General features: G+C 61.1%; 10 protein-coding genes. 3 read left to right on the forward strand and 7 right to left on the reverse strand.

Annotated elements, in window-relative coordinates:
• The first annotated feature begins 193 nt into the window (after window positions 1-193).
• The 3 genes from deoC to AC2FPW_RS20690 are packed head-to-tail and all read left to right on the forward strand — an operon-like array spanning window position 194 to window position 4,418.
• Entirely contained in the window at window positions 194-1,192 is a 999-nt protein-coding gene (gene deoC, locus AC2FPW_RS20680) for a deoxyribose-phosphate aldolase (RefSeq protein WP_209598407.1), read from the forward strand.
• Window positions 1,193-1,239: 47 nt separating this feature from the next.
• Window positions 1,240-3,573, forward strand: a complete 2,334-nt coding sequence (locus AC2FPW_RS20685; RefSeq protein WP_496815195.1) for an aldehyde dehydrogenase family protein — start codon at window positions 1,240-1,242, stop codon at window positions 3,571-3,573.
• A gap of 23 nt (window positions 3,574-3,596) precedes the next feature.
• Window positions 3,597-4,418 carry an SDR family oxidoreductase gene (locus AC2FPW_RS20690; RefSeq protein WP_496815196.1) on the forward strand — a complete coding sequence of 274 codons (822 nt, stop codon included), beginning with the start codon at window positions 3,597-3,599 and terminating at the stop codon, window positions 4,416-4,418.
• Window positions 4,419-4,440: 22 nt separating this feature from the next.
• Here the strand turns inward: AC2FPW_RS20690 and AC2FPW_RS20695 are convergent, their stop codons facing one another.
• The 7 genes from AC2FPW_RS20695 to AC2FPW_RS20725 form a co-directional block, all read right to left on the reverse strand.
• Window positions 4,441-5,751, reverse strand: coding sequence for a M16 family metallopeptidase (locus tag AC2FPW_RS20695; RefSeq protein ID WP_496815197.1), 1,311 nt, complete (start codon window positions 5,749-5,751; stop codon window positions 4,441-4,443).
• Window positions 5,748-7,088 carry a M16 family metallopeptidase gene (locus AC2FPW_RS20700; protein WP_496815199.1) on the reverse strand — a complete coding sequence of 447 codons (1,341 nt, stop codon included), beginning with the start codon at window positions 7,086-7,088 and terminating at the stop codon, window positions 5,748-5,750. The genes AC2FPW_RS20695 and AC2FPW_RS20700 overlap by 4 nt, the downstream gene beginning before the upstream one ends.
• An 81-nt stretch (window positions 7,089-7,169) precedes the next feature.
• On the reverse strand, window positions 7,170-7,685 hold the full coding sequence (locus tag AC2FPW_RS20705) for a DUF3035 domain-containing protein (RefSeq protein ID WP_480506498.1): 516 nt from the start codon (window positions 7,683-7,685) through the stop codon (window positions 7,170-7,172).
• Window positions 7,686-7,735: 50 nt separating this feature from the next.
• A complete protein-coding gene (gene lspA / locus AC2FPW_RS20710) occupies window positions 7,736-8,212 on the reverse strand; it encodes a signal peptidase II (RefSeq protein ID WP_209505080.1) in 477 nt (158 codons plus the stop codon).
• A complete protein-coding gene (gene purH, locus AC2FPW_RS20715) occupies window positions 8,212-9,801 on the reverse strand; it encodes a bifunctional phosphoribosylaminoimidazolecarboxamide formyltransferase/IMP cyclohydrolase (protein WP_496815200.1) in 1,590 nt (529 codons plus the stop codon). Before purH ends, lspA begins: the two co-directional genes overlap by 1 nt.
• A 22-nt stretch (window positions 9,802-9,823) precedes the next feature.
• On the reverse strand, window positions 9,824-11,563 hold the full coding sequence (locus AC2FPW_RS20720; RefSeq protein ID WP_496815201.1) for a heparinase II/III family protein: 1,740 nt from the start codon (window positions 11,561-11,563) through the stop codon (window positions 9,824-9,826).
• Between the two features lie 89 nt (window positions 11,564-11,652).
• Window positions 11,653-12,912 (reverse strand): RsmB/NOP family class I SAM-dependent RNA methyltransferase, encoded by a 1,260-nt coding sequence (locus tag AC2FPW_RS20725; RefSeq protein ID WP_496815202.1) that lies wholly within the window; start codon window positions 12,910-12,912, stop codon window positions 11,653-11,655.
• Window positions 12,913-12,959 lie beyond the last annotated feature (47 nt).

Genomic DNA, 12,959 nt, shown 5'->3' on the forward strand with positions numbered 1-12,959 from the left:
ACCTCGATTTAGATACGTGTTGGATCAAATATGAGAACCATTCGCAACTAAGTCAACGCTAATGAGAATTATTCGCAAGAAAACCTCAATTATTTGTCCAAATGGTCAAAAATATTCGATCATTGCGCTGGAACACCTTCCATTCCCGGGCCACCCGTGCGATTTTGTCGCAAACCTCCCAAAGGACGTAACCATGGATACGCAGAGCTCAGAAAGCCCCGTGCGCACCGCGCATCTGCCGCAAGTGACCGAACCCCGGAACCCCGGAATGGAACTGGATCTGAACTGGGTGCGCGCCATTCAGGCCAATACTTCCGCGATTGAACGCCGTGCGGCCACATTGCCGGGCCGCCGTTCGGTCAAGAAGGAATATCAGGCTGCGTGGCTGCTGAAAGCCATCACGATGATCGACCTGACCACGCTGTCGGGCGACGATACTGTGGGCCGTGTGCGCCGCCTGTGTGCAAAGGCCCGTCAGCCGGTTGCACCTTCGGTCCTTCAGGCGCTGGACATGCCACCGATCACGACCGGGGCGGTTTGCGTCTACCACGATATGATCGAAACCGCTGTAGACGCCCTGAAAGGCACTGGCATTCCGGTCGCTGCCGTGTCCACCGGCTTTCCCGCAGGCCTGTCCCCGTTCCATCTGCGCGTGGCCGAGATCGAGGAAAGCGTGAAGGCCGGGGCCGAGGAAATCGACATCGTAATCTCGCGCCGTCACGTGCTGTCGGGGGACTGGCAGGCCCTGTATGATGAGATGAAGGCGTTCCGCGTGGCTTGTGGCGATGCCCATGTCAAAGCCATTCTTGCGACCGGAGAATTGGGTAGCCTGCGCAATGTCGCGCGCGCCTCGCTGGTGTGCATGATGGCCGGGGCGGATTTCATCAAGACCTCGACCGGCAAGGAAAGCGTCAACGCCACCCTGCCCGTGTCGTTGGTGATGATCCGCGCGATCCGCGACTATTATGACCGCACCGGATATCGGGTCGGCTACAAGCCTGCGGGTGGTATTTCGAAAGCCAAGGACGCGCTGGTTTATCTGTCGCTGATCAAGGACGAGCTGGGTGACCGCTGGCTGGAACCGGATCTGTTCCGCTTTGGCGCCTCATCGTTGCTGGGCGATATCGAACGGCAGTTGGAACACTATGTCACCGGGGCTTACTCGGCTGGTTACAGGCATTCGATGGGCTGAGCCCGTGGGTATGTCTGGACAGTGAGTATTTGGGAAAAGATGAAGTCATGACAGTCAAAGAGATTTTTGAGACCATGGAATACGGCCCCGCCCCCGAAAGCGCCGCTGAGGCGCTGGCCTGGCTGGTCGATCAGGGCGACAAGTTCGGACACTATATCGACGGTGCTTTCACCAAGCCTGGCAAAGGGTTTGACAGCCGCAACCCTGCGACCGGGGAGGTTCTGGCGAAACTGACGCAGGCCAAGCAGGCCGACGTGGACGCCGCTGTAGCCGCCGCGCGCAAGGCTCAGCCGAATTGGGAGAAACTGGGCGGCGCGGGCCGTGCGCGGTATCTGTATGCAATTGCGCGACTGCTGCAAAAGCATTCGCGTCTGTTTGCGGTGCTGGAAAGCCTCGACAACGGCAAACCGATCCGGGAATCGCGTGACATCGATATTCCGCTGGCGCAGCGGCATTTCTATTACCACGCCGGTATGGCGCAGCTGATGGAAAGCGAGCTGCCCGACGCCGAAGCGTTGGGTGTGTGCGGTCAGATCATCCCGTGGAACTTCCCCCTGCTGATGTTGGCGTGGAAGATCGCGCCTGCGCTGGCAATGGGAAATACGGTGGTTCTGAAACCCGCTGAATATACCTCGCTGACGGCGCTGTTGTTTGCCGATATCTGCACACAGGCCGGTCTGCCGAAAGGTGTCGTCAACATCGTTACCGGAGACGGTGCCGTGGGCGAGATGATCGTGGCCTCGGACGTGGACAAGATTGCCTTTACCGGCTCGACTGTTGTGGGCCGCCGCATCCGTGAGGCCACTGCCGGATCTGGTAAGGAACTGACATTGGAGTTGGGCGGCAAATCCGCGTACATCGTCTTTGATGACGCCGATATCGACTCGGCCATCGAAGGGCTGGTGGATGCGATCTGGTTCAATCAGGGTCAGGTCTGTTGTGCGGGTTCGCGACTGCTGGTGCAGGAAGGTATCGCCGACCGTTTCCACGACAAGCTGCGCGCCCGAATGGACACGCTGCGCGTCGGCAATCCGCTGGACAAATGTATCGACGTGGGCGCGGTTGTGGACCCGGTTCAGTTGCAGACCATCAAGGGAATGGTCGAAAGCAACACAGCGGGCCATGTGCATCAAGCCGCCTGCGAGCTTCCCGCAAACGGCTGCTACTACCCGCCGACACTGATCTCGGGGCTCGAGACCTCGGACCCGTTGATGCAGGAAGAGATCTTTGGCCCGGTGCTGGTGTCTTCGACTTTCCGCACACCAGAAGAGGCCGTCGAGCTGGCCAACAACACCCGGTATGGTCTGGCGGCGACCGTCTGGACCGAGAATGTGAACCTTGCGCTGGATATCGCTCCCAAGCTGGTTGCGGGCGTCGTCTGGGTGAATGCCACCAATCTGTTTGACGCCGCCGCCGGGTTCGGCGGGGTCCGCGAAAGCGGCTTTGGCCGCGAAGGTGGTTGGGAAGGGCTGACCGCCTATACCAGACCCAAGGGTAAGGCCAAGCCGCTGGCAAAGGTCGAGGCAGCCATGGGCGAAGGGGCACCGGTCGACCCGATTGACCGCACCGCCAAGTTGTATGTCGGCGGCAAGCAGGCGCGACCCGATGGTGGTTATTCGAAACCGGTTTGGGGCAAGTCCGGCCTGCTGGGCCATGTGGGTCTTGCCAACCGCAAGGACGTGCGCAACGCGGTCGAGGCTGCGGCAGGTGCCAAAAGCTGGTCCAGAACCACCGGCCATCTGCGGGCCCAGATCCTGTATTACATCGGCGAAAACCTCTCGGCCCGTGCCGGTGAATTCGCGGCGCGGATCGACACCATGACCGGTAGGAAAGACGGCGCGAAAGAAGTTGAGGCTTCGATCCAACGCCTGTTCACTGCCGCCGCCTGGGCCGACAAGTATGACGGCCAGGTCCATGGTGTTCCGATCCGGGGCGTGGCCATCGCCATGAAGGAACCCGTTGGCGTAATCGGTGCGCTTTGCGCGGATGAGGCACCGCTGCTGGGTCTGGTCTCGGCCATGGCGCCTGCGATTGCGATGGGTAACCGGACGGTTCTGGTGGCTTCTGAGCCCTACCCGCTGGCGGCGACGGATTTCTACCAGATCCTTGAGACTTCGGACGTCCCTGCCGGTGTGGTCAACATCCTGACCGGCAGCCATGCTGAACTGGCGAAACCGCTGGCCTCGCATCTGAACGTCGACGCGGTCTGGTCGTTCTCGTCCACCGACCTGTCGAAAGAGATCGAGGTCGTTTCAGCCGGGAACCTGAAACGGACCTGGGTCAATAACGCGACGGCATTTGACTGGAGCATGGACCATTCCCGCCGCTTCCTTCAGGCTGCAACCGAAGTGAAAAACATCTGGGTGCCCTACGGCGAGTAGGGCTCCCGCCAAGGGAGGCCTACATGGATTTAACCGGCGATTTTTCAGGAAAAACCGTCATCGTCATTGGCGGAACCAGCGGTATCAATCGCGGCATTGCCGAGGCTTTTGCGGCCTCGGGTGCCAAACTGGCCGTGGCCAGCCGGTCGCAGGACAAGGTCGATGACACCATCGCCGCGCTGAAAGCCGCAGGCGCACAGGATGCGATTGGGGCTGCGTTTGATGTGCGCGATGCCGACGCTGTGGCGGCGGGGCTGAAGCAATTCCATGACGCCTTTGGGGATTTCGATGTGCTGATCTCGGGCGCGGCGGGCAACTTCCCGGCGCTGGCGTCCGAGATGTCGGTCAACGCGTTCAAGACCGTGATCGATATCGACCTGATGGGCACGATCCACGTGATGAAGGGGGCGTATCCGATCCTCAAACGCCCCGGTGCCAGCATCATCAATATCTCGGCCCCGCAGTCCTACCTGCCGTACGAAGGCCAGTCGCATGTTTGCGCCGCCAAGGCGGGGGTGGATCAGATCACTCGCACGCTGTCGATGGAATGGGGTGTCGAGGGGATCAGGGTGAACTCGGTTGTGCCGGGGTTCATCGAAGGCACCGAAGGTGCGAAACGCCTAGCGCCCACCAAAAACGCCCACGAAGAACTGCGCCGCGACGTGCCGTTGGGCCGCTGGGGTCAGCCGCAGGACGTGGCCAATGCCTGCCTGTTCCTCAGCTCGGATCTGGCCAGCTATATCAGCGGCACGGTTCTGGCCGTGGATGGGGCACTTTATCAGCGCGGATCGGGCAAGTTCGGCCAGATGATGGGCGATATGCTGCGGAGTATGAAAAAGGGGTGAGCCGCATCTCACCCCTTGCAGTTCAGTTGGTAGTTTCCAGCCCAACCGGCTTTCCAACAACAGTGAAATGCAGGCCGTCCGGGTCCAAAAGTTCGGATGCAACGCGGTTCACGTCTTCCAGTGTGACCGCGTTCACCTTGTCATTGCGGGTGGCGATATAATCGATGGGCAATCCTTCCATCTGCATCCCCACCATGATCCCGGCAATCTGCCCGTTGCCATCAAAGCGCAGCGGATAAGCGCCAGTCAGATAGGTCTTGGCATCGTCCAGTTCCTTCTGCGTCACCCCTTCGGTGGCGGCATGCGCCCATTCGTTGCGAATAACCTCTATCGCCTCGGCAATGCGGTCATTGGCCGATGACACCGACCCCAGGTAAACCGAGGCCAGATCCTTGGGCACAAGATAGGTTCCAACCCCATAGGTCAGGCCACGCTTTTCGCGCACCTCCTGCATCAGACGGCTTTCGAACCCGCCACCGCCAAGGATGTGGTTCAGGATATAGGCGGCAAAGAAATCAGGATCGTCCCGATCTATTCCGGCATGGCCAAACAGCGCCACGGATTGCGGGGTGTCAAACTCGACAACACTGATCCCGCCGGGGATGGTCACGTTGGCCTTGCCCGGGATGGGCTTGCCCGTTTCCGGCAGGTCGGCGAGCAATGTGTCAAGCAATGCGCCCAGTTCTTCGGCCGTGATATCGCCGACGGCCCCCACATAAAGACGATCCTTGGCAAAAACGCTTTCATACGCCGCTACCACATCATCCCGTGTCAGCGCCGAGACGCTTTCGATCGTGCCCTTGCCTTCGGAACCATAAGGGTGATCGCCATAGGCCATCTGGGCAAAGCTGCGGCCTGCAATCTCGTTCGGGTCGGTTTGATCTGATCGCAGCCCGGACAGGATTTGTGCGCGCACACGGTCAACCGCGTCCTGATCAAAGCGTGGTTCGTGAATCGTCTCACGCAGCAGGTCGGCAACCTCATCCCGGTTTTCGGTCAGAAAACGTGCGGAAATCGAAACCGTGTCGTCACCGGCGTTATAGCGGAACGATGCGGCCAGCGCCTCAAGCTCGCGCGCATAGGTCCGCGCGTCCATTTCGCCGGACCCTTCCTCGATCAGCCCGCTCATCAGATAGACGGCGCCGCGCTTGTCCGGGTCGTCCAGCGACGTACCGCCACGAAAGCGCAGCTCGAGCGCGGTGAAAGGGATCGAGTGATCCTCGACCAGCCATGCGGTGATCCCGCCGGGCGAGGTCACTTCTTCAATCTCGATCTCGGCCAAGGCAGGCAGAGCAACCAGACAGGCAATCAGCGTTGCGAGAAACCGTTTCATTGCGTCACCTCATCATCGCGCATCAGCCAGCCGGTGACCGACGCCTCGGGTTGCAGAACATCGCGGGCGGCGGCGATGATTTCGTCGCCGGTCACAGCCTGAAGAATATCAGGCCATGCCTGCACGTCCTGTATTGTCAGGCCGCTGGTCAGGGCGCGCCCATAGCGGTTGCCGATCCCGTCCACATTGTCGCGCGCATAGGTCTGCGCGGCCCGCAACTGCATCTTGATGCGGTTCAGATCGTCCTCGTCGACACCTTCGGCAATGAAATCGGCCACGGCCTGGTCCATGGCATCTTCGGCCTCTTGCAGGGAAACCCCTTCGGCGGGAACCACCAGCAGATCGAATGTTGTGTCATCCAGCGAGACGTCACGATAGAACGCCCCGGTATAAACAGCCATTTTCTGATCGAATTGCAGCTTTTCGTTCAGGTAAGAGGTCGTGCTGCCCCCCAGCAGTTCCGCCAACAGAAACAGGGCTGCCGCCTTTTCCTGATCGCCCGGATCGCGTTCGGGCGCCAGGTAACTGCGCTGGACATAGGGCTGCGCCACGCGAGGGTCCTTGAAAGTCAGACGGCGTTCGGCGGTTTGCGGGGGCTCCTGCGACCGGACCCGTTCCGGCAAATCCGCATTGGCCGGGATCACACCGTAATACTGATCGGCCAGAGTGCGGACCTCGGCGGGGTCAACGTCTCCGGTGACAACCAGAATAGCGTTATTGGGCGCATAGTGGGTCTGGTAGAAAGACAACGCGTCTTCCAGTTCCAGTTCTTCCATCTCGTGCTTCCAGCCGATGATCGGCACGCCATAACGGTGATTGAGGTATTGTGCCGCGCTCATCTGTTCGCCGAACAGGGCGCGCGGGTTGTTCTCGGTGCGCTGGTTGCGTTCCTCAAGGATCACATCGCGCTCGGTCACGATGTCCTCTTCGCTCAGGCGAATGTTCCGCATCCTGTCCGATTCCATACGCATCATCAGCTCAAGCCGGTCGGCGGCGACGCGCTGGAAATAGGCAGTGTAATCATACGAAGTGAATGCGTTGTCGTTACCACCATTGGCCGCAACGGTGGCCGAGAATTCACCCGGCGCCAAAGTATCTGTGCCCTTGAACAGCAGGTGTTCCAGAAAATGCGCGACACCCGACGATCCGATCGGCTCATCCGCCGATCCGGCGCGGTACCAGACCATGTGCTGCACGACAGGCGCGCGGTGATCTTCGACCACGACGACATCCATGCCGTTGTCCAAAGTAAATGTGGTGACCGCTTCTTTCCCACCCTCGGCAAAAGCCGGTGTGGTGGCGATCAGGGCAGCCGACAAGGCAAGGGCCCGAACCATGGGGCATCCTCCGTTTCGTTTCTGTCATTCAAACTACGGTGGTGCGGCCCGGGTTCAAGCCCGATGACGGAAAGTTAAGAATTATTCATTCGGGGGCGAGGTTGGGGTCTCGACCCCGGCCCGGCGGGCGGCATCGGTTTCCGAGAACGGATCGATCGACTGGCGTTCGTAGACCTGACTATAGCGGTCGACAGGGAACAGGCGCAGACCGGTCCAGCGGCCCCGGCGTTTGCGGAATGCGGCGTCCTCGGCTTCGACCACCTGCCGCGTATCGGGTGACACGCCATAACGGCTGGACGCCGTCACAAGCGCCGCATCCGACGACGGCACACCAGCGTTGGGGTTCAGGGCGGCGGCATTACCACCCAGCGCGACTACCGCATCGGCGTTGGGGGTCGGGTCTGTCAGATTCCCACCACCCGGCGTGGGTGCCGGCAGGAACGCGTAATCCTGAGGCTGGGTCAGCGGCTTGACCGGCAATACCGAAAATTCATCAGGACCCTGTCCCGGAGGCGCCAGATCCCGCAGTCCGGGATTCGAACATGCCGCAACCGCAGCGGCAACTGTCAGAACAAATATGGCGCGCGGCATCCGCATTGGTGTCTCCAGCCTGTTTCAGGCGCTTTTATCGCAAATCATTCCGCGCGTCACGAGGGCTTTTTGCCGTCAAACAAAACCAGCCCCAGCGCTCCGGCGAATATGAACACATCCGCCAAGTTGAACACAAACGGGTTGTTGATGCCACAGCAGGACATGTTCAGGAAATCCAGAACAAACCCATAAAGGAGCCGGTCGACCACATTCGCAAGCGCTCCGCCGATCAGCAGACCGCCACAGAGCAACATGAATTTCGAACGCATCGAACGACCAAGCCAAACAAGAACACCGATGCAGATCGCCACGGATACACCGATCAAAAACCAGCGCGCGGCCTCAGAGTCGCCCTGAAACAGGCCGAAATTGATGCCCCGATTCTCGCCGTATTTGAACACCAGCAGCGGTGGCAGAACATCGATACCGTCGGGCCGTTCAGCCACGCGCAGGACGTGAACGACCAGATATTTGCTGATCTGGTCGATCGCGAAGGCGGCCAAGGCCGCCCAGAGAAGCAGGCGTGACCGCATCAGTGACGGAAATGACGCATGCCGGTGAAGACCATCGCCAGACCAGCCTCATCGGCTGCGGCGATCACTTCATCGTCGCGCATGGACCCGCCCGGCTGAATGACGCAGGTCGCGCCCGCTTCGGCGGCTTCCATCAACCCGTCGGGGAAGGGGAAAAACGCATCCGATGCCACGGCGGAACCGATGGTCAGCGGTTGCGGCAAGCCCAGCGTTTCGGCCATACGTTCGGCTTTCTTGGCCGCGATCAGGGCCGAATCCACTCGGCTCATCTGCCCCGCGCCAACACCCACGGTTGCGCCATCCTTGACGTAGACGATGGCGTTGGATTTGACGTGTTTGGCCACTTTCCACGCGAACAACAGGTCACGCATCTGCGCGTCGGTCGGGGCTTTCTTGGTCACGACCTTGAGGTCGTCCATGCCGATAAACCCGTTATCCTTGTCCTGCACCAACAGCCCGCCGGCCACCTGACGGACGGTTTTGCCACCTTCGGTTACATCCGGCAGCGCCTCGGTTGTCAGCAGGCGCAGGTTTTTCTTGGCGGCAAAAATCGCCTTGGCCTCGTCCGAGGCACCGGGGGCAATTACAACCTCGGTGAAGATGCCGGTAATCTCTTGCGCTGTTTCTGCATCCAGCGGCTGGTTCAGCGCAACAATGCCACCAAAAGCCGAGGTGCGGTCGCAGTCAAATGCCGCCTTGTACGCCTCGAGAAGGGTTGCACCTGTGGCTACACCGCAAGGGTTGGCGTGCTTGATGATGGCGCAAGCCGCGCCTTTCGCCGGATCAAACTCGGCCACCAGCTCAAAGGCCGCGTCCGTGTCGTTGATGTTGTTATAGCTCAGTTCCTTGCCCTGATGTTGAACGGCGGTGGCGACGCCGGGGCGGTTGGTGCCGTCCGTATAGAACGCTGCCTGCTGGTGGCTGTTTTCGCCATACCGCAGGGTCTGCTTCAACTCACCGGCAAATGCGCGGCGCTTTGGGGCGTCCAGTTGCAGCGCATCGGCCATCCAGTTCGACACGGCGGCGTCATAAGCCGCTGTTCGGGCATAGCCCTTTTGCGCCAGCCACTGGCGGAAGCCATAGGATGTCTTGCCGTAGTTTTCTTCCAGCTGATCCAGCAGGGAGGAATAATCCTCGACATCCACCACCACGTTCACGAAGGCATGGTTTTTGGAGGCCGCGCGGATCATCGCCGGGCCGCCGATGTCGATATTCTCGATACATTCGTCATAACCCGCGCCCTTAGCGACGGTTGCCTCGAACGGGTAGAGGTTCACGACCAGCAGGTCGATGGCACCGATGCCATGTTCCTCCATCGCCGCGACGTGGGTGTCATTGTCGCGCAGCGCCAGCAACCCGCCATGCACCATCGGGTGCAGCGTCTTGACCCGGCCATCCATCATCTCGGGGAACCCGGTGATTTCGCTGACATCGCGCACCTCTAGCCCTGCATCGCGCAGCGCCTTGGCAGTGCCGCCAGTCGACAGCAATTCGATCCCGCGTTCGGACAGCGCCTTGCCCAGCTCGATCAGCCCGGTCTTGTCGGAAACGGAAAGCAACGCGCGGCGCACGGGGTGAAGGTCGGTCATGGGTCCAAAGGTCCTTTTGGCGTCAGTCAAACTTGGGCTCGTCCCGGTGCGTATCGCGCACGGCATAGGCTGTATCCTGCGCCTTGCTCAGCGTCCACCGGATGCGCGTCGCATACTCCATTGCGCGGCCAGATAGAACGATCTGTTTTGTCGCGCGTGGCTTTAAACGGCCTTTTTCAAGGTAAACACTTGGTTCGACATATAATTTTCCCACGCCGTCATGGCGGAAAACCCAGATCTCGCCGCTTTTGAGCGCCATCGACACTGCCGCCCCGCCCAGATCCAGCGCGGCATCAACGTCAGGATGCAGATGAAAACGGATGTCATAGCCAATGCCTTTGAGGCCCGAGGCGTCCATCGCCCTGTCGAACTGACGCTTGGCCTTGTCGGTTGCGGTCAGCAGAATATCCTCGACCGTCAGCTCACGACCGTCAAAACGCAATTCGAATGTGCGCGCGTGGGTCAGCCCGAAGACTTTGACATACCCGTCATGCCCAGCCATGAATCGGATGCCTTCGAACGCATCTTCAAAATCGACCGGAACGTCCCGCGGCGCGTCGACCAGCGCCTGACTTTCGCGGCCCGGCAACGGGTTGGCCAATCGCGCGCTCGAGAACCCGTCCAGACACAGGGTTGAGTGAGAAGGCGTCGCACGCCCGGCACGGCGCCAATCCAGCCCGAAGCTGGCCCCCGATCCACAATTCACGATCAAAGGGCGCCGCCCCGAGGTCAGCTCGAACGCCAGCGTGGATGCGTGCGCGTTGAATGAAGCCGCTCCGGACGGCGGCGCGCTGGCATCCACGATCACTGTGGTGCGCGCTGCGGACAGGCGGGCATAGCCCATTGGCAATTCGGTCGCCGCCTTGTGCTTGACGCCACTTTGCGCAAGCGCCTGTTCCAGCCGCCCTTCGACCCCGCGCCCGCCACCATGAAACCTTGCCAGCGCGCCATCCGCATGGCGCAGGCTGCGCAAGGTCGGTGCGATCCGCTTGATCGCCTTGGCCTGCGCAACGGGTGTGCCGCGTCCAAGGTCGCTGAGCGCCGCCGACGTCCAGCTGAGCAGCATGAACACTTCAAGCAGCTCTTCCGGGTTGCGTGTTGGAATACCGCCCTGTGCGTCCACCTGCCGGTCACACTCGCCAGCCAAAGCCCGCAGGGCCGGATCGGCCATCTGCTCCAACCCCTCCAGCGCCAACCCGGCTTGTACAAGACCGGCCAGCGCCTCGAAACGCGGCAACCCGGGTGTCGCGGCCTGCCAGCGTTTGGACAGGAACCATGTTTGCTGCGCCAAAGACCGAAAGAACAGCTTGCTTTGCTTTTCATCTGCCCCGCGCAGCAGAAAGAGTGCATGGTTGATCCAGCGCATCACCCGCCGCCCGGTCAGGTCAGGTACCCAGCCGGGGCCCTGCCCGCGGCCATGCGCCTCGATCCAGCCCCAGACCCAGCGCTGCGCTTTTTCCCGTGCGCGCATATCACCGACGGCGGCCAGATCATCCAGCCATGCAAAACCATGGCGTTCCTCGTCAAAGCCGGCGCTGGGGGCAATGACATCCCACAACGCTGTATCGTCTGCCTCGACCAGATAGCCGGCGAACAAGAGATTCCCCGCAACCAGCTGCCGCCCGCGCGCAAACGAACCAACGGTGCGCGGCTGGGGCTGCGCAACAAACCCCGTGGCGGTCTTTTGCCGTTGGCTGAGACGCGCGTAGAAACGGTTCTGCAACCGCATCCACCGACTGGCCATGGTGTCCGAATTTGACATGCGCGTGTTACTCTGCCCCTTGCGCTCTGCTGGCGCTTGAGACCCAACGATAGACCGCGCCGATCGTCAAGTCATCGAAAAGCGTGCACTCAGGCGGATTTGTTCAGGCAGGCGATATAGAACCCGTCCATACCCCCGCGATCGGGCCAGTAGTCGGGCCGTAGACGCAGGCCGCCTTCCTCGGTGATCCAGTTGTCTTCGATGCCGGAGAGCTTTAGTGCCTCGCGATCAACACGCATGTCCGGATACATGCCCAGCGCGTCTTCGATCTGAACCTCGCCCTCATCCGGCAAAAGCGAACAGGTGCAATAGACCAGCCGCCCGCCAGGTTTCAGCAGCGTCCATGCGTGGGCCAGCATCTGCGCCTGCAATTCGATCAATCCGCCAAATTCCGAGCCATCCTTGGCAAAGGGCAAGTCAGGATGCCTGCGGATCGTACCCGTGGCCGAGCAGGGCGCGTCCAGCAAAATCGCGTCGTACTGACCCTGATGGTCCAGCGCGTCACCCACGATGACTTCTGCCATCAATCCGGTTCGCGCTAGGTTTTCGCGCACGCGTTCTGTGCGCGCCGCGGATACATCCAGCGCCGTCACATCCGAGCCCGCCGCAGCCAGTTGCATGGTTTTACCGCCCGGTGCCGCGCAAAGGTCCAACACCTTCTCGCCCGCCTTCGGTGCCAGAACACGCACCGGCAGCGCGGCTGCCGCGTCCTGCACCCACCAATCCCCAGCCTTGTATCCCGGCAAGGCCGAGACCTGACCCGCATCCAGAATACGCACAGAACCGGTAGGCAGCTTTTCGCCCGGGGGGCTTTCCGCCCCCGGCTTCAGGGTAAGGTCCAGTGGTGCGCCCGCGAAATGCGCCTGTTCCATTCCGGCAACTGCTTCGACACCCCACGCCGCGATCAGCGGGTCTCGCAACCACTCCGGCAGGCGCGGGACACGCATTTTCGGCCATGCTTCGGGCCCCTCGGACGCGACCTTGCGCAAAACGGCATTCACCAAGCCTTTCAGACGCCCGTGCTTGCGCGAGCGGCTGATGATTTCAACCATGGAGTTCACCACCCCATGCGCGGCTTCCCCGCTGCACAGTTCGACCGCGCCCAGCCGCAGCGCGTTGTGTACGGTCAGGGCGGGTGTTCGGTTCAGGTGGTTGTCCAGCAGACGGTCGGCGCGCTCCAGCCCGCGCAGGGTTTCCGAGGCCAGCCGCTGGGCACGCGCGCGATCCTCTGGCCCCAACCGATCCAAAGCGCCCGCAGCGAGGCATTCAGACAACAGGCGGCCTTCGCCCAGAACCTGATCCAACAGATAGATTGCGCTGCGCCGTGCTGCTGTCGCGCTGTTTGTCATGGTACCGCCTTCATGTGACCTGTGCCCGCATTGCCATTGGCGGACGC

Source organism: Ruegeria sp. SATB027 (genome assembly GCF_059613825.1).

Excerpts from the sequence above, each read along its gene's own strand:
- deoC (WP_209598407.1), top strand. The coding sequence starts at position 194 with ATGGATACGCAGAGCTCAGAAAGCCCCGTGCGCACCGCGCATCTGCCG.
- AC2FPW_RS20685 (WP_496815195.1), top strand. The coding sequence starts at position 1,240 with ATGACAGTCAAAGAGATTTTTGAGACCATGGAATACGGCCCCGCCCCC.
- AC2FPW_RS20690 (WP_496815196.1), top strand. The coding sequence starts at position 3,597 with ATGGATTTAACCGGCGATTTTTCAGGAAAAACCGTCATCGTCATTGGC.
- AC2FPW_RS20695 (WP_496815197.1), bottom strand. The coding sequence starts at position 5,751 with ATGAAACGGTTTCTCGCAACGCTGATTGCCTGTCTGGTTGCTCTGCCT.
- AC2FPW_RS20700 (WP_496815199.1), bottom strand. The coding sequence starts at position 7,088 with ATGGTTCGGGCCCTTGCCTTGTCGGCTGCCCTGATCGCCACCACACCG.
- AC2FPW_RS20705 (WP_480506498.1), bottom strand. The coding sequence starts at position 7,685 with ATGCGGATGCCGCGCGCCATATTTGTTCTGACAGTTGCCGCTGCGGTT.
- lspA (WP_209505080.1), bottom strand. The coding sequence starts at position 8,212 with ATGCGGTCACGCCTGCTTCTCTGGGCGGCCTTGGCCGCCTTCGCGATC.
- purH (WP_496815200.1), bottom strand. The coding sequence starts at position 9,801 with ATGACCGACCTTCACCCCGTGCGCCGCGCGTTGCTTTCCGTTTCCGAC.
- AC2FPW_RS20720 (WP_496815201.1), bottom strand. The coding sequence starts at position 11,563 with ATGTCAAATTCGGACACCATGGCCAGTCGGTGGATGCGGTTGCAGAAC.
- AC2FPW_RS20725 (WP_496815202.1), bottom strand. The coding sequence starts at position 12,912 with ATGACAAACAGCGCGACAGCAGCACGGCGCAGCGCAATCTATCTGTTG.